Annotated in this window: 19 protein-coding genes; 13 read left to right on the top strand and 6 right to left on the bottom strand. The window is 74.2% G+C overall.

Annotation, left to right across the window (positions count from 1 at the left end; all coding sequences use genetic code 11):
* Positions 1-54 precede the first annotated feature (54 nt).
* The 3 genes from MQV74_RS08020 (at position 55) to MQV74_RS08010 (ending at position 2989) form a co-directional block, all read left to right on the top strand.
* Entirely contained in the window at positions 55-597 is a 543-nt protein-coding gene (locus MQV74_RS08020) for a Clp protease N-terminal domain-containing protein (protein ID WP_242715339.1), read from the top strand.
* 99 nt (positions 598-696) lie between these two features.
* Positions 697-1713: an EamA family transporter gene (locus tag MQV74_RS08015; protein WP_242715338.1), complete on the top strand. Its 1017-nt coding sequence runs from the start codon at positions 697-699 to the stop codon at positions 1711-1713.
* 268 nt (positions 1714-1981) lie between these two features.
* Complete coding sequence (locus MQV74_RS08010) at positions 1982-2989, top strand: DMT family transporter (RefSeq protein ID WP_374120596.1); 1008 nt, start codon at positions 1982-1984, stop codon at positions 2987-2989.
* A 45-nt stretch (positions 2990-3034) separates the two neighbouring features.
* On the opposite strand, the gene MQV74_RS08005 is transcribed toward MQV74_RS08010, so the two are convergent.
* Positions 3035-3739: a pyridoxamine 5'-phosphate oxidase family protein gene (locus MQV74_RS08005; protein ID WP_242715337.1), complete on the bottom strand. Its 705-nt coding sequence runs from the start codon at positions 3737-3739 to the stop codon at positions 3035-3037.
* Positions 3740-3851: 112 nt separating this feature from the next.
* Here MQV74_RS08005 and MQV74_RS08000 point away from each other — a divergent pair, with 112 nt between their 5' ends.
* On the top strand, positions 3852-5183 hold the full coding sequence (locus tag MQV74_RS08000; protein WP_242715336.1) for an aminotransferase class I/II-fold pyridoxal phosphate-dependent enzyme: 1332 nt from the start codon (positions 3852-3854) through the stop codon (positions 5181-5183).
* A 61-nt stretch (positions 5184-5244) separates the two neighbouring features.
* Here MQV74_RS08000 and MQV74_RS07995 read toward each other — a convergent pair whose 3' ends face one another.
* Entirely contained in the window at positions 5245-6216 is a 972-nt protein-coding gene (locus MQV74_RS07995; RefSeq protein ID WP_242715335.1) for a DMT family transporter, read from the bottom strand.
* Positions 6217-6310: 94 nt separating this feature from the next.
* Here MQV74_RS07995 and MQV74_RS07990 point away from each other — a divergent pair, with 94 nt between their 5' ends.
* Complete coding sequence (locus tag MQV74_RS07990; protein WP_138958449.1) at positions 6311-7213, top strand: LysR family transcriptional regulator; 903 nt, start codon at positions 6311-6313, stop codon at positions 7211-7213.
* 159 nt (positions 7214-7372) lie between these two features.
* Here MQV74_RS07990 and MQV74_RS07985 read toward each other — a convergent pair whose 3' ends face one another.
* On the bottom strand, positions 7373-7846 hold the full coding sequence (locus MQV74_RS07985; RefSeq protein ID WP_242715334.1) for a pyridoxamine 5'-phosphate oxidase family protein: 474 nt from the start codon (positions 7844-7846) through the stop codon (positions 7373-7375).
* A 265-nt stretch (positions 7847-8111) separates the two neighbouring features.
* Here MQV74_RS07985 and MQV74_RS07980 point away from each other — a divergent pair, with 265 nt between their 5' ends.
* Positions 8112-8762: a cysteine hydrolase gene (locus MQV74_RS07980; RefSeq protein WP_242715333.1), complete on the top strand. Its 651-nt coding sequence runs from the start codon at positions 8112-8114 to the stop codon at positions 8760-8762.
* Positions 8763-8766: 4 nt separating this feature from the next.
* Here MQV74_RS07980 and MQV74_RS07975 read toward each other — a convergent pair whose 3' ends face one another.
* Positions 8767-9264, bottom strand: a complete 498-nt coding sequence (locus MQV74_RS07975) for a Rieske (2Fe-2S) protein (RefSeq protein WP_242715332.1) — start codon at positions 9262-9264, stop codon at positions 8767-8769.
* Between the two features lie 260 nt (positions 9265-9524).
* Between MQV74_RS07975 and MQV74_RS07970 the strand changes: the two genes are divergently transcribed.
* The 7 genes from MQV74_RS07970 (at position 9525) to MQV74_RS07940 (ending at position 15681) form a co-directional block, all read left to right on the top strand.
* Positions 9525-10301, top strand: a complete 777-nt coding sequence (locus MQV74_RS07970) for a HipA family kinase (protein ID WP_242715331.1) — start codon at positions 9525-9527, stop codon at positions 10299-10301.
* Positions 10298-10717, top strand: a complete 420-nt coding sequence (locus MQV74_RS07965; RefSeq protein ID WP_242715330.1) for a DUF3037 domain-containing protein — start codon at positions 10298-10300, stop codon at positions 10715-10717. Before MQV74_RS07970 ends, MQV74_RS07965 begins: the two co-directional genes overlap by 4 nt.
* A gap of 146 nt (positions 10718-10863) precedes the next feature.
* A complete protein-coding gene (gene fabG / locus MQV74_RS07960) occupies positions 10864-11625 on the top strand; it encodes a 3-oxoacyl-ACP reductase FabG (RefSeq protein ID WP_242715329.1) in 762 nt (253 codons plus the stop codon).
* Positions 11626-11671: 46 nt separating this feature from the next.
* Complete coding sequence (locus MQV74_RS07955) at positions 11672-12427, top strand: SDR family oxidoreductase (protein ID WP_242715328.1); 756 nt, start codon at positions 11672-11674, stop codon at positions 12425-12427.
* 204 nt (positions 12428-12631) lie between these two features.
* Entirely contained in the window at positions 12632-14218 is a 1587-nt protein-coding gene (locus tag MQV74_RS07950) for an ABC transporter substrate-binding protein (protein ID WP_242715327.1), read from the top strand.
* A gap of 129 nt (positions 14219-14347) precedes the next feature.
* Positions 14348-15016, top strand: coding sequence for a uracil-DNA glycosylase (ung, locus tag MQV74_RS07945; protein WP_242728537.1), 669 nt, complete (start codon positions 14348-14350; stop codon positions 15014-15016).
* 170 nt (positions 15017-15186) lie between these two features.
* Positions 15187-15681 (top strand): hypothetical protein, encoded by a 495-nt coding sequence (locus tag MQV74_RS07940; protein WP_308402248.1) that lies wholly within the window; start codon positions 15187-15189, stop codon positions 15679-15681.
* A gap of 34 nt (positions 15682-15715) precedes the next feature.
* Here MQV74_RS07940 and MQV74_RS07935 read toward each other — a convergent pair whose 3' ends face one another.
* Together MQV74_RS07935 and MQV74_RS07930 are read right to left on the bottom strand one after the other, a co-directional pair.
* A complete protein-coding gene (locus MQV74_RS07935; RefSeq protein WP_242715326.1) occupies positions 15716-16222 on the bottom strand; it encodes a hypothetical protein in 507 nt (168 codons plus the stop codon).
* Positions 16223-16359: 137 nt separating this feature from the next.
* Positions 16360-16956, bottom strand: coding sequence for a TetR/AcrR family transcriptional regulator (locus MQV74_RS07930; RefSeq protein WP_242715325.1), 597 nt, complete (start codon positions 16954-16956; stop codon positions 16360-16362).
* Positions 16957-17019 lie beyond the last annotated feature (63 nt).

The following is a 17019-nucleotide window of genomic DNA, read 5'->3' as shown; positions in this document are numbered from 1 at the left end:
AAATGCTTCCCGCCGCCGATGCCGGGAGCGCCGGGGGCTGATGGGGTGGGAGGTGTGCAGAGCCGTACCCCCCAGGGCGCCGAACCCGGCCCGACCCGAACCGACGTCGATCCCCGTCTGAGCACGGCGCTGGCCTCGGTGGTGTCCGGCGCGCGCAGGCGGGCCGTACGGGACGGGGACCGGCAGGTCGACACGGCCCATCTGCTGCACTCGCTCCTTGAGTACGAGCCCCAGGTACGGGCGGTCTTCGACGGCGGCCCGCAGGTCGCCCGGCTGCTCGGCTATCTCGTCCAGCGCAGCATCGGCTACGGCCTCCAGTGGCAGGGCACCGTCGAGGACTCCGGGGCCGTGCCGATCGTGCCGTCCGCCAAGGAAACGGTTCTCTCGCCCGCCGCGGCCGGAGCCATGGAGACGGCGTACGAGCGTGCCCTGTTGCGCGGCGAGCGGCAGGCCCAGGGCGTCGACGTGCTCGCGGCCCTCGCCGCCGACCGGGATTGCCGGGCCGTCGAGGTGCTGCGGCGCGCGGGCGTCGACGCCGACGTGCTGCTCGCCCGGCTGGAGAGCGACGGCGACGCGGAGCCCGAGCCCGTCGTGTGACGGCCCGCGCGCCCGGCGCGCACCGCGGAGGGGTGTCCGCCGATTGAGACAGTGGTCATCAGGCGTGACGGTCATGACCACGGCTGTCATCATGTGCCGGTGCGTGGGACTCAGGAGAAGCTTCGGGGCGCGGCGGCGGACGGCGGCAGAGGGCTCGGCCTCGGTCTCGCCCTGGTGTCGGCGGTCGCCTTCGGCGGCTCGGGAGTCGCGGCGAAACCGCTGATCGAGGCGGGGCTCGACTCGCTGCACGTGGTGTGGCTGCGGGTCGCGGGCGCCGCGCTCGTGATGCTGCCCGTGGCCTGGCGGCACCGGGCGCTCGTGCGCCGCAGGCCCGTGCTGCTCGCCGGGTTCGGCCTGCTCGCCGTCGCCGGTGTGCAGGCCTGCTACTTCGCCTCCATCTCGCGCATCCCGGTCGGTGTGGCCCTGCTCGTGGAGTACCTCGCGCCCGCGCTCGTCCTCGGCTGGGTGCGGTTCGTGCAGCGCAGGCCCGTGACGCGGGCGGCGGCGCTCGGCGTGGTGCTCGCCGTCGGCGGGCTCGCATGCGTCGTCGAGATCTGGGCGGGGCTGGGCTTCGACGCGCTCGGACTGCTGCTCGCGCTCGCCGCCGCCTGCTGCCAGGTCGGCTACTTCGTCCTCTCCGACCAGGGCAGCGACGCGGGCGACGACGCCCCGGACCCGCTCGGCGTCATCGCGTACGGCCTGCTCGTCGGCGCGGTGGTGCTCACGGTGGTCGCGCGCCCCTGGGGCATGGACTGGGGCGTGCTCGCCCGCACCGCCGACATGGACGGCTCGCGGGTGCCCGCCTGGGTGCTCATCGGCTGGATCGTGCTGCTCGCCACGGTCGTCGCGTACGTCACCGGAGTCCTTTCGGTGCGCCGCCTCTCGCCGCCGGTCGCGGGGGTCGTGGCCTGTCTCGAAGCGGTCGTCGCCACCGTGCTCGCCTGGGTCCTGCTGGGGGAGCGGCTCTCGGCGCCGCAGCTCGCCGGGGGCGCCCTCGTCCTCGTGGGCGCGTTCATCGCCCAGTCGTCGGCGCCGCGGAAGCCGTCGTCCGGCGCGGCCGCGGGCGCCGTCCCGCAATCCGAACAGCAGTTGTCCCCGCACGGGACCGGCGCATAGGGTGCCGATCATGCACGCACGAGCACTCGTTCTTCCGCCTCCGGCCGCCTGAGCGCGGGCCCCTCACGGATCACGCCCGGCCGTCGGCCGGGCCGAACGGTGCTGCCCGCAGACGACAGTCCCTGACCTGCGTCCTCGCGGCCCGTGCGGATTGCCGCCCTCTTCTTTCTTTCGGGCGGCCCCTGTTGAGCCGGTGCCTATGGGCACCCCTCGGCGCCACGCCCGGCCGTGACGCGGTCTCCTTCCCGAACCGCTGCGGAGATTCCACGTGTCGAGCGTGTCCAGCACGTCCCCCGCGTCCACGGACGCGACCCCCGTCGCCCCCACCGCCCTGCCCCGGCTTTCCGTGGGGCGCGGCCTCGTCTATCTGAGCATCGCCGGAGCCGCCTGGGGCACCGCCGGTGCCGCCGCCTCGCTGGTCTTCTCGGCCGGTGCCATGGGGCCCGTCACTCTGTCCTTCTGGCGCTGCGCCGGAGGGTTCCTGCTGCTGCTCGCCGCGCGGCTGGTGCGGCCGCGCGGCGTGGCGCGCGAGGCCGTGCGGACGCCGCTGCGCCGCAGAGTCCTGCGCGTCACCGCGATCGGTCTGGCCCTGACCGTGTTCCAGACCGCGTACTTCGCCGCCGTGGAGGCCACCGGGCTCGCGGTCGGCACGGTCGTCACGCTCGGGGCCGGGCCCGTGTTCATCGCGCTCGGCGCCCGCCTGACGATGGGGGAGCGCCTCGGCACCGGCGGCCTGTGCGCGGTGGGCGGAGCGCTGGCCGGGCTCGGCGTCCTGTTCGTGGGCGGCGGGGAGTCGGCCGTGCGCCCCTGGGGCGTCGTCTTCGCCCTGGCGTCCGCCGCCGGGTACGCCGTCATGACGCTCCTGACCCGGTGGTGGGGGCGGACCGGCGAGAGCGACGCGTCCAGCACCACGGTGTGGTCGTTCGCGGTGGTGTCGCTGACCCTGCTGCCGTTCGCCGTGGCCGAGGGGCTGTGGCCGCACGCCGCCGACGCCACCCGCGTGCTCGGCTGTCTGCTGTACATCGCCGCCGTGCCGACGGCCCTCGCGTACGCGCTGTACTTCGCCGGGGCAGCCGTCGTCCGTTCCGCCACCGTCTCCGTGATCATGCTCCTGGAGCCGGTGAGCGCGGCGGTCATCGCCGTAGCGCTGCTCGGTGAGGAGCTGAACGCCGCCACCGTCGCGGGCACCCTCCTGATGCTCGCGGCCGTCACGGGCCTCGCCGCGGCGGAGGCCCGCGCCGCGGCCCGCGCGCGCCGCGCGGAGGCGACGGCCTAGGGCCCGTCCGGCGGGCGGGGCGCACCGTCCCGCCCGCCGGACGGGTCAGGGCTCGATCAGATAGTCCGGGACCTCGATGCCGGGCGCCAGGTCGGCTGACGCGATGATCGGGTCGTAGCCCTTGCGCAGCGGCACGACGCCCGCCCAGTACGGCAGGTCCATGTCCTCGGGGTCGTCGTTCGGACCGCCGGTGCGCACCTTCGCGGACACCTCGTCGAGGTCGAGGCGGAGCACGGCGGTCGCGGCCAGCTCCTTGGCGTTCGCGGGCCGCGAGTCGGCGGCGCGCCCCGGCACCACGTGGTCGACGAGCGCGTCGAGCGCGGTCCGCTTCTCCTCCGGGTCCGTGACCTGGTACGCGATGCCGTGCACCACCACGGAGCGGTAGTTGATCGAGTGGTGGAAGGCCGAGCGGGCCAGCACGAGGCCGTCCACGTGCGTCACCGTCAGACACACCGGAAGGCCCGGGTCCGCCTGCTCGTCCAGCTGCGCCGCACCGGCCATCCGCAGCGGACGCGACCCCGTCGAACCGTGCACGTAGAGCCGCTCGCCGACCCGTCCGTACAGCGTCGGCAGGACGACCGGGGCGCCGTCGCGGACGAAGCCGAGGTGGCACACGTACGTCTCGTCGAGTATCGCGTGCACCGACACGCGATCGTACGCCGCGCGTTCGCGGGCCCGGGTGGGCACCGTGCGGTCGGTCGCCGCATAGGGGGTGCTGTCCGGTGCGGCCGGGTGCGTCGTCGTCTCCATGGCTTCTCCCTCGGGTGCGCGTCGTGTGCGTCGTGTGCGTCATGCTCGGCGTCCGCGTGCCGTGCGTGCCGCAGTGTTGCCTCATTTATTGCACTAGTGCATACTGTGCTTTGTGCTAGGAGAGTATCCGATCGCCGGGCGGGGCGCAGCCGAGATCGCCGCCAGTGTCGAGCGCGCCGTGGGGCGCGGTGACCTCGAGCCGGGGCAATCGCTGCCCCCGATGCGGGAGTTGGCGCGCCAGCTGGGGGTGAATCCCAATACGGTGGCGGCGGCCTACCGCACGCTGCGCGAGCGCGGTGTCATCGAGACGGCAGGGCGGCGCGGCAGCCGGGTGCGCAGCAAGCCCGCGACCACCGCGCGCGAGTACAGCCGGCTCGTCGTGCCGCCCGGGGTGCGGGACGTCGCCAGCGGCAACCCGGACACCGCGCTCCTGCCGTCGCTCGCCGAGGCCTTCGCGACGGCGGCGGCGCACGCGGACCGGCACCCCGACCTGTACGGGGAGTCCGCCGTCGCCCCCGAGCTCGGCCGCTGCGCGCGCGGGACGCTCGACCGGGACGGCGTCCCCCAGGGGCCGCTGGCCGTCACCTCCGGAGCCCTCGACGCGATCGAGCGGGTGCTCGTCGCCCGGCTGAAGGTCGGCGACGCGGTGGCCGTGGAGGACCCCGGGTGGGGCAGCGTCCTCGACCTCGTGCCCGCGCTCGGCCTGCGCCCGGTCCCGGTCGGCGTCGACGACCAGGGGCCGCTGCCCGACGACGTCGAGCGGGCGCTGCGGGCGGGGGCCCGCGCGCTCGTCGTCACCGCGCGCGCCCAGAACCCGACCGGCGCGGCCGTCGGCGCCACGCGCGCGCGTGCCCTGCGCGAGGTCCTCGCCGCGCACAAGGAGACGCTGGTCATCGAGGACGACCACGGCCACGGCATCGTCGACCTGCCGCTGCACACGCTGACCGGTGTGACCCACGCCTGGGCGTTCGTCCGCTCCACGGCCAAGGCGTACGGGCCCGACCTGCGGCTGGCCGTGCTCGCCGGTGACGTCGAGACGGTCGACCGGGTGCAGGGCCGGCTGCGGCTCGGGCCCGGCTGGGTCAGCAAGGTGCTCCAGCGGGCCGTCGTCCACCTCTGGGAGGGCGGCGCCGTGGACGCTCGGGAGGTGGCGGCGGCGTACGGGCGCAGGCGCGACGCGCTGATCGCGGCCCTCGCGGAGCGCGGCGTCACGGCGTACGGACGCAGCGGCATGAACGTGTGGGTGCCGGTCCCCGATGAGACGGGGGTGGTGGCCCGCATGCTGCACGCGGGGTGGGCCGTCGCCCCGGGAGCGCGCTTTCGCCTGAGCGCGGCCCCAGGTGTGCGGATCACCGTCTCCGCGCTCGGCGGGGACGACATCGCGGCCGTGGCCGAGGCCCTGGCGGCGGCCGTGGGGCCGGTGGCGGAGCGCCGCTACGGCTGACGGCGACGCTCGCCGACCGGCCGCGCCCCGCAGTTGAGTCGCGGGCCCCTTCCGGGGGCGGTCACCCCTGTCTGCGCGGCTTGGACTGGGTGAGTGCGGCTCCTGCCAGGATGATGACGGCGCCTATCGGGGTCGTCCAGGACAGGGACTCGCCGAGCACGGCGACGCCCGCCGCCGTCGCGATCACCGGAGTGAAGTACGTGACCATCTGGGCCGTCGTCGGGCCGACCTCGGCGACGATGTCGTACTGCACCAGGAAGGCCAGCCCGGTGCCGACCGCGCCGAGGACGACGACGGCGAGCAGCGGCACCACGGGGAAGTGCCGCGGCAGTGACGTGAACAGCGGGGTCACGACGGCCAGTTCGACCGTGGCGACGAGGAGCTGGGCGCCGGTGAGGGCGAGGTTCGAGTGTCCGGAGCCCGCCAGGGTGCGGCGGACGTAGATCCAGCCGATCGGGTAGCACAGGGAGGCCAGCAGGGCCATGCCCGTGCCCCGGGCGTCCAGGCCGCTGAAGCCCTGCCAGGCGCCGAGCACCGTGAGCACGCCGAGGAAGCCGAGGCCGAGGCCCGCGACCCGGCGGCGCGTGGGGCGGTCCTCGGAGAGGGCGACGAGGGACAGGGCCATGCCCCACAGCGGCGACGTCGCGTTGCAGATCCCCGCGAGCGTCGAGGGGATCGTCAGCTCCGAGTACGCGAACAGGGAGAACGGCGCCGCGTTGAGCAGGAGTGCCGCCACCGTCAGATGCGCCCAGGTGCGGGGGGCGCGGGGGAGCCGCTCGCGCTTCACGACCAGGAAGACCGCGACCACCAGCGTGCCGAACAGCAGCCGCCCGAAGGTCACCTGGAACGGTGCGTACCCCTCCGTGCCGACCTTGATGAACAGGAAGCTGAAGCCCCAGACCAGGGAGAGGAACGCGAAGCGCAGCCGCCAGTCCAGCTTGCGCCGGCCGTCCGCGCGCGGGGAGGCGGGTGTGGGGGCGGGCGCCGGAGGAAGCGCGGAGGTCGGGGCCGGGGCGGCGGCGGAGGTGCTCATGGTCGTCACGATGGATCAGCAGAAGGCTTAGCACAAGCGAGTTTTTGTCACCGGTATCGCGTAGCATCGCTTATATGTCGATCCTGGAGCGGCCATGTTGAATCTGGAGCGTCTGCGGACCCTCGACGCGCTCGCGCGGCACGGATCGGTGAGCGGTGCCGCCGCCGGGCTGCACGTCACGACGTCCGCCGTCTCGCAGCAGATGACCAAGCTGGAGCGCGAGGTGGGCCAGCAGCTCCTTGCGAAGAACGGCAGAGGCGTGCGCCTCACGGACGCCGGGCGGCTGCTCGCCGACCACGCCGCGCGCATCCTGTCCCAGGTGGAGCTGGCCCAGTCCGATCTGGAGCGGCAGCGCGGCAAGGCGGTCGGTGAGCTGCGGATCGCCGCGTTCCCGACGGCGATGCGCGGGCTGCTGCCCACCACGCTCGCCTCGCTGCGGGCCCACCACCCGGGCCTGCGCGTGACGGCCGAGGAGCTGGAGCCCCAGGCGGGCGTCCAGAAGGTGGTGCGCGGCGACCTGGACGTGGCGGTGGTCCTCGACTGGTACAACAAGCCGCTGCCGCTGCCCGAAGGCCTGCTGAAGGCCCCCCTGCTCGACGACCCCGCCGATGTGGCGATGCCCGTGGCGCACCCGCTGGCCGACCGCCCGGAGGTCGATCTGGAGGACTTCGCCGAGGACGAGTGGATCACGTGGACGGAGGGCGAGTTCTGCCACGAGTGGCTGATGTTCACCCTGCGCGGCCAGGGCTTCGAGCCGCGCATCGCCCACCGCGCCGAGGAACACCACACCCAGCTCTCCCTGGTCGCCGCCGGGCTCGGCGTGTGCGTGGTGCCGCGCCTCGGCCGCGACCCGATGCCCGCGGGCGTGCGGACCGTGCCGGTCCGCCACCGGGTGCGGCGGCACGTGTACGTGGTGTGGCGCGCGGACGCCGACCGCCGCCCGTCGATCCGCGCGGCGGTGGAGGCGCTGCGGGTGGCGGGCGCGGGGCTCGGCTGAGAGCGGGCGGCCCGGCCGCGGCGGGTGGCGGTGCGGCCCTCCGGCGGCTCATGAGGCCCGCGGCCCATCAGGCCGTGCCCCATCAGGCCGCGCCCCATCAGGCCGTGGCTCCGGCCCGCCTGGCTCCGGCCCGCCCGGCCGTGGCGGCGTCGGGGCGGGCTACCCGACGGGCCGCGCCAGCTTCCGGAAGTCCCAGGACGTCACCGCGTCCGGAGTGAGCCGCAGCCACGCGTGCCGCCCGTCGTGCACCATCGCGTCGAGGCCGAAGTTCTTGCGGGCGAACAGCCGCTCCACCGTGTCGAGTTCGGAGCAGGGCTCGCCGGTGCGCGGTGTCTCCCCGACGCGCTCGACGGTGCCGGCCAGCTCGGCGCCGCGCAGCTCGCCGTACGCCTCGCCCGCGTCGACGACGACCGCGATCCGCGGGTCGCGCCCGAGATCCGCCCAGCGCCTGCTGCGCGTGAGCGAGTACAGCCACAGGGACGTGCCGTCCCACACGAACCACAGCGGGCTCGCGTGCGGGGTGCCGTCGGCGGACACCGTCGCGACGCGGCAGGTGCGCTCCGCGGTGAGGAAGGCGTCCAGCTCGCCCGGCGTCATCATGATCCTGCGGCCGCGGCGCTGTGTGAGGGCCATGCGTCGTCTCCTCGTCCGGGGCCGTGCGCGCGGGGCCACGGCCGCGCGGCCGTGGCCGTTCGACGTCGTGCCCGCGCGGGTACGTGCCCGCGCGACGCCGTGCCCGCGCTGCGACGGCCGTAGCTGACAATGCGTCAGATGAGCATGCGGTGTCTTCCGCCGGGGCGCAATGCCCGTTAGCCTCCCGCGCACCGCGGCCGCCGGACGGCCACGGCCCGCGACCGCGCGGGCAGGGTCCGCGCGACGGGCTCAGCCGAGGGGGACCATGCCCACGTACGAACAGCTCAGCCGCCTGCTCGACCCCGCGACCGCCGCCCTGCTCACGGTCGAGTGCCAGCAGGGCGTCGTCGGGCCGCAGAGCGCGCTGCCCGAACTCGCCGAGGCGGCCCGCGCGTCGGGGGCCCTCATGAATGTGGCGCGCCTGGTGGCCGCCGCGCACGTCGGCGGCGTCCAGGTCCTGCACGCCGTCGCCGAACGGCGGCCCGACGGACGCGGGGCCAGCGGCAACGCGCGGCTCTTCAGGGCCGCGGAGAAGCTGCCCGTGCAGCAGCTGTCCGGCACCACGGCCGTCAGGGTCGCGCCGCCGATCGAGGTCGCCGAGGAGGACTTCGTCGTCCGCCGTCTGCACGGACTCTCGCCGCTCGCGGGCACCGACGTCGACGCCCTGCTGCGCAACGTCGGCTGCCGCACCCTCGTGGTGACCGGGGTCTCGGCCAACGTGGCGATCCCCAACGCCGTCTTCGACGCCGTGAACCTCGGCTACACCGCCGTCGTGCCCGCGGACGCCATCGCGGGAGTCCCGTCCGACTACACCCCCGCGATGGTCCGCAACACCCTCGCCCTCGTCGCCACCGTGACCTCCACCGAGGACGTCCTCGCCGTGTGGCGACGGCCGCGGCGGCTGCGGCCCGCGTAGCGGCTCAGGCCAGTCGGATCGCGTCCCCCTCCACGCGGATCTCGGCCGGGGGCAGCGGGTTCGTCGCCGGGCTCTGCCGCACGCTGCCGTCGGCGATGTCGAACTTGCTGCCGTGGCAGGGGCAGTTGATGGTGCCGCCCTCGACACTGGTGACCGGGCACTGCTTGTGGGTGCAGCGGTTCGAGAACGCCTTGAAGCGGCCCTTCGTCGGCTGCGTGACCACCACGCCCTCGTCCTTGAAGATCTTCCCGCCGCCCACGGGGATGTCGGCCGTCCTGGCGAGCACGGCGGCGGCCGCGCCGCCCCCGTCCTTCTTCTTCCCGCCCGCCGGTTCCGACGACCCCTTGCCACTGTCGCCGTCGCTGTCGTCGCCGCTGTCGTCGCCGGAGCCGCAGCCGATGAGCACGACGGCGAGGCTGCCGGCGCCCGCGGCGGCGACGACGGTGCGGCGGGTGAGGTGGTGGCCCGTGGGCAGGGGGGAGGTGTCCCTTGAAGCAGTCATGTGGGGGGATACGGATGCGCGGGGCGGGTTGTTCAAGGTTCAGCCGCCCTTCGCGGGGCGCCCCTGGCCCGCCCCTTCCCGAACCGAGGGCCGGCCGCCCCCGGGCCCCGGCTTTGCGGTGCTCCGCGCCTCGCCCTCAAACGCCGGACGGGCTGGATCTGTCGCCGGTTGCGGCGTCGTGTCGGCCTCTCCGGGGTCTGAGGAGCGGGGTCTGGGGCGCCACCCGCGAGGGCCTGGTAGGTGGCCAGTAACCTGGGGCAATGCTCTCCGAAGTCACCGCCGTCCGGTACGTCACGCCCCTGCGTGAGGGCGGGTCGCTGCCCGGCCTCGTCGAGACCGCCGACGGGCGGGGGGCGTACGGGACGTACGTCACGAAGTTCAGCGGGGCGGGGCAGGGCCGCAAGACCCTCGTCGCGGAGGTGATCTGCGGGCAGCTGGCGCGCCGCCTGGGGCTGCGCGTGCCGCGCCTCGTGGGTGTCGGGCTCGACCCGGTGCTGGGTCTGGCCGAGCCGGACCAGGAGGTGCAGCAGCTGCTCAAGTCCAGCGGCGGGCTGAACCTCGGCATGGAGTACCTGTCGGGCGCTGTCGGCTTCGACCCGCTGGCCTTCGTGATCGACCCCGTGGAGGCCGGCCGCGTCGTGTGGTTCGACGCGCTCATCAACAACGTGGACCGCTCCTGGCGCAACCCGAACCTCCTGGTGTGGCACGGCGACCTCTGGCTCATCGACCACGGCGCCAGCATGATCTGGCACCACAACTGGCCCACGGCCCCGACCGCTTCCGCCCGGGCGTACGACGCCGGTGACCACGCCCTCGCCCCGTACGGCCCCGACGTCGCCGCGGCCGCCGCCGCGCTGGCCCCGCTGGTCACCGAGGAGCTGCTCGCCGAGGTGACCGCCGACGTGCCCGACGCGTGGCTGGACGGCGAGCCGGGCTTCGACGGCGCCGACGCGGTGCGGCAGGCGTACGCCGACGCGCTGCTCCCGCGCGCGGAGAGCATCCACGAACGGATCACCCTGGAAGGCACCGGCAAGTGACTGACGCGACCGAATCGGCCGACGCGACCGGGACCCCCGCGCGGGACGTCTACGAGTACGCCCTCCTGCGGGTCGTCCCGCGCGTCGAGCGCGGCGAGCAGTTCAACGCGGGCGTGGTGCTCTACTGCCGTGCCAAGTCCTATGTGGCCGCCCGCGTCCACCTCGACGAGGCCAAGCTCCGCGCCCTCGACCCGGCGGCCGACGCCGCAGGGGTGCGCGCGGCCCTCGGCGCCGTCGCGGGCGTCTGCGCGGGCGGCGACGCAGCCGGGCAGGCCGCGCGGGACGACGCCGGGCGGCGCTTCCGGTGGCTGATCGCGCCGCGTTCGACGGTGGTCCAGCCGGGGCCCGTGCACACCGGCCTCACCGCCGACCCCGAGGCCGAGGTCGAGCGGCTCGTCGAGCTCCTGGTGCGCTGATCGCCGAGCGCCCCGCGCGCTGAACCCGGGGGTGCCGTTGACACCGGGTGCCAGGGCTTCTAGCGTCTCGTCTGCTGAAGGTACTAAGCGGTCGCTCACCTGGGGGCGTGCCGCGGAGCCGCATCCCAAGGGCGAGGAGAGCCAGCATGTCCACCACTGAGCAGCGCGTCGCGGTCGTGACCGGAGCGGCGCGAGGCATCGGCGCCGCCACCGCCGTACGGCTCGCCGCCGAGGGCCGCGCCGTCGCCGTGATCGACCTCGACGAGGCCGCCTGCAAGGACACCGTCGAGAAGATCACGGCGGCGGGCGGCCGGGCCCTCGCGGTCGGCTGCGACGTGTCCGACGAGGCGCAGGTCGAGGCCGCGGTCGCCCGGATCGCCCAGGAGCTCGGCGCCCCGACGATCCTGGTGAACAACGCGGGCGTGCTGCGCGACAACCTCCTGTTCAAGATGAGCGCGGACGACTGGGACACGGTCATGAACGTGCATCTGCGGGGCGCGTTCCTGATGTCCAAGGCCTGCCAGAAGCACATGGTGGACGCGGGCTTCGGCCGCATCGTGAACCTCTCCAGCTCCTCCGCGCTCGGCAACCGCGGCCAGGTCAACTACGCGGCGGCCAAGGCGGGCATGCAGGGCTTCACCAAGACCCTCGCCAAGGAGCTCGGCAAGTTCGGGGTCACCGCCAACTCGGTCGCGCCCGGCTTCATCGCCACCGAGATGACCAAGGCCACCGCCGACCGCGTAGGGATGGGCTTCGAGGACTTCCAGGCCGCCGCGGCCACGCAGATCCCCGTGCAGCGCGTCGGCGAGCCCGAGGACATCGCCAACGCCATCGCCTTCTTCACCGGCGACGCGGCGGGCTTCGTCTCCGGCCAGGTCCTGTACGTGGCCGGCGGCCCGCTCAACTAGCGCGCTCCCTCCCCGACGCAAGGCCCGACGCAAAGGACAGGACGGAATGGCAGTGCAGGACAGCGGCAAGGCGGCGCTCGTCACCGGGGCGAGCCGCGGCATCGGCTACGGCATCGCGGAGGCGCTCGTCGCCCGCGGCGACCGCGTGTGCATCACCGGGCGCAACGAGGACGCCCTCAAGGAGGCCGTCGACAAGCTCGGCTCCGACCGCGTCATCGGCGTCGCGGGGAAGGCCCACGACGAGGCGCACCAGGCGGTCGCCGTGGAGCGGGCCATGGAGGCCTTCGGGCGCGTCGACTACCTGGTCAACAACGCCGGGACCAACCCCGTGTTCGGGCCCATGGCCGACCTCGACCTGAACGTGGCCCGCAAGGTCTTCGAGACGAACGTGATCTCGGCGCTCGGCTTCGCGCAGCTGACGTGGAAGGCGTGGCAGGGCGAGCACGGCGGCGCGATCGTGAACATCGCCTCGATCGCCGGTGTGGCCGCGTCGCCGTTCGTCGGCGCGTACGGCATGAGCAAGGCCGCCATGGTCAATCTGACGCTCCAGCTGGCGCACGAGTTCGCCCCGAAGGTCCGGGTCAACGCGATCGCCCCCGCCGTGGTCAAGACCCAGTTCGCGCGGGCGCTGTACGAGGGCCGCGAGGAGGAGGTGACGTCGGCGTACCCGCTGGGGCGGCTCGGCGTGCCGTCCGACGTCGGCGGCGCGGCGGCCTTCCTCACCTCCGAGCAGTCGGACTGGATCACCGGTCAGACGCTCGTGGTCGACGGCGGCATCTTCCTGAACGCGGGCGTGGGCTGACCGGCCGCTTCCGTCTCCGGCCGGTGCGGGCGCCCCGCCTCACCGGCCGGTGAGGGGCGGAGCGGCACATCGTACAAACCTCAACAACCGCTCGTACGCGACGTACGCACGCATCAAGTACCCCCTCGGCGAGCCGGGTTGGAGCGGCTGGACCTTGCGGTATGGTCTGCCGCCCCATGGCACGGCAGATCGAGGAGCGCCACCGTGTTCACAAGAGGTCAGCTGCGATGTCTGCGTCCGTTCGCGGCGTCGTTGTCCATATCCCTGCTCGCCGGATGCGGGGTGTTCTCGTCCGACGACTCGGACGAGGAGGACGTCATCACCGTGGGGACGACGAGCGCGCCGACCACGCTCGACCCCGCGGCGTCCTGGGACGGCTCCTGGGAGCTGTACCGGAACGTGTTCCAGACGCTTCTGAGCTTCCCGTCCGGTGCCACGCAGCCGCAGGGGGACGCCGCGCGCTCGTGCCGGTTCACCGACGACTCCAGCACGGTCTACGCGTGTACGCTCCGCGAGGGCCTGACGTTCTCCGACGGTGACGCGCTGGACGCCGCGGCCGTGAAGCACACCTTCGACCGCATCCGGCGCATCGACGTCAAGGGCGGCCCCGCGGGACTGCTCGGCGCCCTGGACTCGGTCTCCGCCAAGGGCGAGCGGACCGTGGTCTTCCGGCTGAAGAGGCCGGACGCGACCTTCCCGTTCGTGCTCGCCACGCCCGCCATGTCGATCGTCGACCCCGACGACTACCCGGCGGACAGGCTCCGCGAGGGCGACGGGGTCACCGGCTCGGGCCCGTACGAGCTGGACGACTACCGCGTCGACGACAAGGCGGTCCTGGTCAGGAACGACCGCTACCAGGGCGCGGCCGACCGCAAGAACGACGCCGTGACCATCCGCTACTTCGACGACTCCGCGGCCATGGTCAAGGCGCTGCGGGACAAGGAGCTCGACCTGACCTTCCGCGGCATCGCCGCCGAGGACGTCGTGGCGCAGCAGGGCGCGGGCAAGGCGGAGCACCTCCGGCTCGTCGAGGGCGCGGGCGCCGAGATCCGCTACCTGGTGTTCAACCCCAAGGACCCCTGGGCGCGCAAGCCCGCGGTGCGCAAGGCGTTCGCGCAGGTCCTCGACCGCCCGGCGCTCGCGCACAAGGTGTACAAGGACACCGTCGAGCCGCTGTACTCGATGGTGCCGCGCGGAGTGAACAGCCACACCACGGGCTTCTTCGACGAGTACGGCGAGCCCAGCGCGGCCAAGGCGAAGCGCATCCTCACGGCCGCGGGCATCACCGAGCGGGTGCCGCTCACCCTCTGGTACGCCACCGACCGCTACGGCTCCGTGACCGCGTCGGAGTTCGCCGAGCTCAAGCGGCAGCTGGAGGACTCGGGCCTGTTCCGGATCACGCTCAAGGGCCGCCCCTGGAAGGCCTTCGAGGCGGGCTACAAGGAGGGCCGGTACCCGGTCTTCGGGCGCGGCTGGTTCCCGGACTTCCCGGACGCGGAGAACTTCATCGCGCCCTTCGTGGGCGAGCGCAACGTCCTCAACACGCCCTACCCGTCGCCGACGATCACCGAGCGGCTGCTGCCGCGCTCGCGGCGCGAGGCGGACCGGGGCAAGGTCGCCGGCGAGTTCGAGGAGGCGCAGCGCGTCCTCGTCGACGACGTCCGCCTGCTGCCGCTGTGGCAGGGCAAGCAGTACATCATGGCCAGCGAGGAGATCGCGGGCGGCGAACGGGCCCTCGACCCGTCGGCGATCATGATGATGTGGGAGCTGAGCCGGAAGACCAGCTGGTAGCCGCGGTGGCGCGGGCCGGGCGGCGGGCGGCCGTCGGCGGCCGGGGGGCTGGTTGTCAGTGGTCGGCGGTAGGTTCTGAGCCGAAGAACAGACCGCACACCGGAGGTTGTTGACGTGACCGACATCGCCATGCTGCCCGCGTCCTGGCGCGGAGTCCTCGGCGAGGAGCTCCAGAAGCCCTACTTCAAGGAGCTCACCGCGTTCGTCGAGGAGGAGCGGGCGAAGGGGCCGGTGTTCCCGCCGCGCGAGGAGGTCTTCGCCGCCCTGGACGCGACGCCGTACGACGACGTGAAGGTCCTGGTCCTCGGCCAGGACCCGTACCACGGCGAGGGCCAGGGCCACGGCCTGTGCTTCTCGGTCCGCCCCGGCGTGCGCACCCCGCCGTCGCTGCGGAACATCTACAAGGAGATGCAGGCGGAGCTCGGCCTGCCGATCCCGGACAACGGCTATCTGATGCCGTGGGCCCGCCAGGGCGTCCTGCTGCTCAACGCGGTCCTGACGGTGCGCGCCGGTGAGGCGAACTCGCACAAGGGCCAGGGCTGGGAGAAGTTCACGGACGCGGTGATCCGGGCCGTCGCCGACCGCGCGGAGCCGGTCGTCTTCGTCCTGTGGGGGAACTACGCGCAGAAGAAGCTGCCCCTGATCGACCAGGAGCGGCACGTCGTGGTCAAGGGAGCGCACCCTTCCCCGCTGTCCGCCAGGAAGTTCTTCGGCTCGCAGCCCTTCACGCAGATCAACGAGGCGGTGGCGGCCCAGGGCCACGCCCCGATCGACTGGCGGATCCCGAGCGCGGGCTGACCTCGGGGCCCGCCCGCCGGGCCGGGCCGGTGTCCGTCACCGGCCTGGCGCAGCGGGCGGGCGCGGGCCGCCCGCGTCGCACCGCGCCTGACGGGGATTGTCAGTGGCTGCGGCTAGCGTCGGAGCCGTGGGACGACCGAGGACTGACGGCGGACGCGGAGGGCGGCGCGGTGGTGGAGCGGCAGGAACGGACGGCGGACGGCGAGGACGTCGTGATGACCCGGATCGGACAGGCGGTCATGCTCCAGCACGCCGGTGACCGCGAGGAGGCGAGGACCCGCTTCCTCGCGCTCTGGGCGGAGATCGGCGAGGACGGCGACGCGCTGCACCGCTGCACCCTCGCGCACTACATGGCGGACACCCAGGACGACCCGGCCGACGAACTGGCCTGGGACCTCAGGGCCTTGTCGGCGGCGGACGAGCTGACCGACGAGCGGGTCGGCGCCCACCACCACTCGCTCGCGGTCCGCGGGTTCTACCCCTCGCTCCATCTGAACCTGGCGGCGGACTATGTGAAGCTCGCCCGCCCCGAGGCGGCCCGCAGCCAGCTGCGCCTCGCGCGCGGCGCGGTCGGCGCGCTCGGCGACGACAGCTATGGGGACGGCATCCGCGCGGCCCTGCGCCGGCTGGAGACGCAGGTGGGCGAGGGCGCCGTCGAGGAGTGACACCGCCCTGCTCCGTGCGGCCGGGCCGTGCTCCTCAACTCCCGTACACCTCACGGCAGATGACCGCCTGAGGACTGTCCGGATCCCAGTGGCCGTGCTGCCGCGCCAGGGCGCAGACCCCCGGCTCGCCGCGAGGGCGGGGCGGTGGACCGTGCGGCGTCTCGCGGGGCCGGGGCCCGTGCCGGGGCGCGCTCGGGCGCGGCTGCTCGGGGCGGGCGCGCGCGGGGGCCGGTGGCTCGTCGGGCGCGACCGCGCGGGGCGGCGGTGCCGGGACCGTGGCGGCGGGGGAGGCCGGGCGAAGCACCCGCCTCGGCGGCGCGGGCGGCGGCGCGGCGCGCTGCAGCCGCTCGCGGGCCGGGGGCTGGGTGGCGCGCGGAAGCGGCCGGTCCCCGGTGCGGGGCGGACGCTCCGCCGGGCCCGAGGGCACCTTCCCCCGGTCGGCGGCCGTCCGGTCGGCGTCGAGGCTGACGCCGACGCAGCCGGAGACGGCCGAGACGGTCACGGAGACGAGCAGGGCCATGGTGGTCGTCGTACGCCGCATCCCGAGCACTCTGCTGGACGCCCGGCGGCGCAGACCGTGAAGGCGGGCCGATGCGCCCGCACGGGGGATGGCACGGTCCTCCGGGCGGGGCGCGCCCCGCCCGGAGGGCGCCGCCCGGCAGGCCGTGCCCCCGTGCGCTATCCGTCCAGCATCCCGCTCAGCAACTCCCCGAAGCCCGCGCGCAGTTCCGCCAGGGTCGGGGTCTTCGTGCTGTACGAACCCGCCACGCAGGAGAACATCAGGCCGTCGCACCACGCGACCAGGGACAGGGTGTGCCGGTCCGGGTCCGCGGAGCCCGCCGCGCGGACGAACGCGTGCAGCGGCTCGCGGAACCGGGCGCCCGTGGCGTCGTAGTACGCCCGCAGCTCGGGGCGTCGCGTCGCCTCCAGGGCCAGCTCGTAGCGGGACACGAGCAGGGCCCGGTGCTCGGCGCCGGAGAGGAAGCGGTGCAGGGTCCGGGCGAGGCCGTCGGCCAGGCCCGCGCGGCCGCCCGCCGGGTCCGGCAGTTCGTCGGGGGTGAGCACGGCCGCCTCGCGCTGCGCCTGGCGCCGCACCGCCGCTTCGAGGAGCGCGAGCCGGGTGCGGGCGTGGTTCGACGTCGAGCCCGGGGGGAGCCCCGCGGCCTCGTCGACGGCCCGGTGGGTCAGCCCCCGCATCCCGCGCTCGGCGAGCAGGGCCAGCGCGGCGTCGGCGATCAGGTCGGGGCGCGAGGGGCCCTTGGCGCGTGCGGACATGGGGACACCCTATCCAGTGCACTACAGCTGTAGTAACTTCATCCTGTCGGCACTACAGCTGTA

The sequence above is a fragment of the Streptomyces sp. AN091965 genome (assembly GCF_022698285.1).
Taxonomy (GTDB): domain Bacteria; phylum Actinomycetota; class Actinomycetes; order Streptomycetales; family Streptomycetaceae; genus Streptomyces.
Note: the sequence above shows the minus strand (reverse complement) of the source record. Positions and strands in the feature narration are given on the sequence as shown.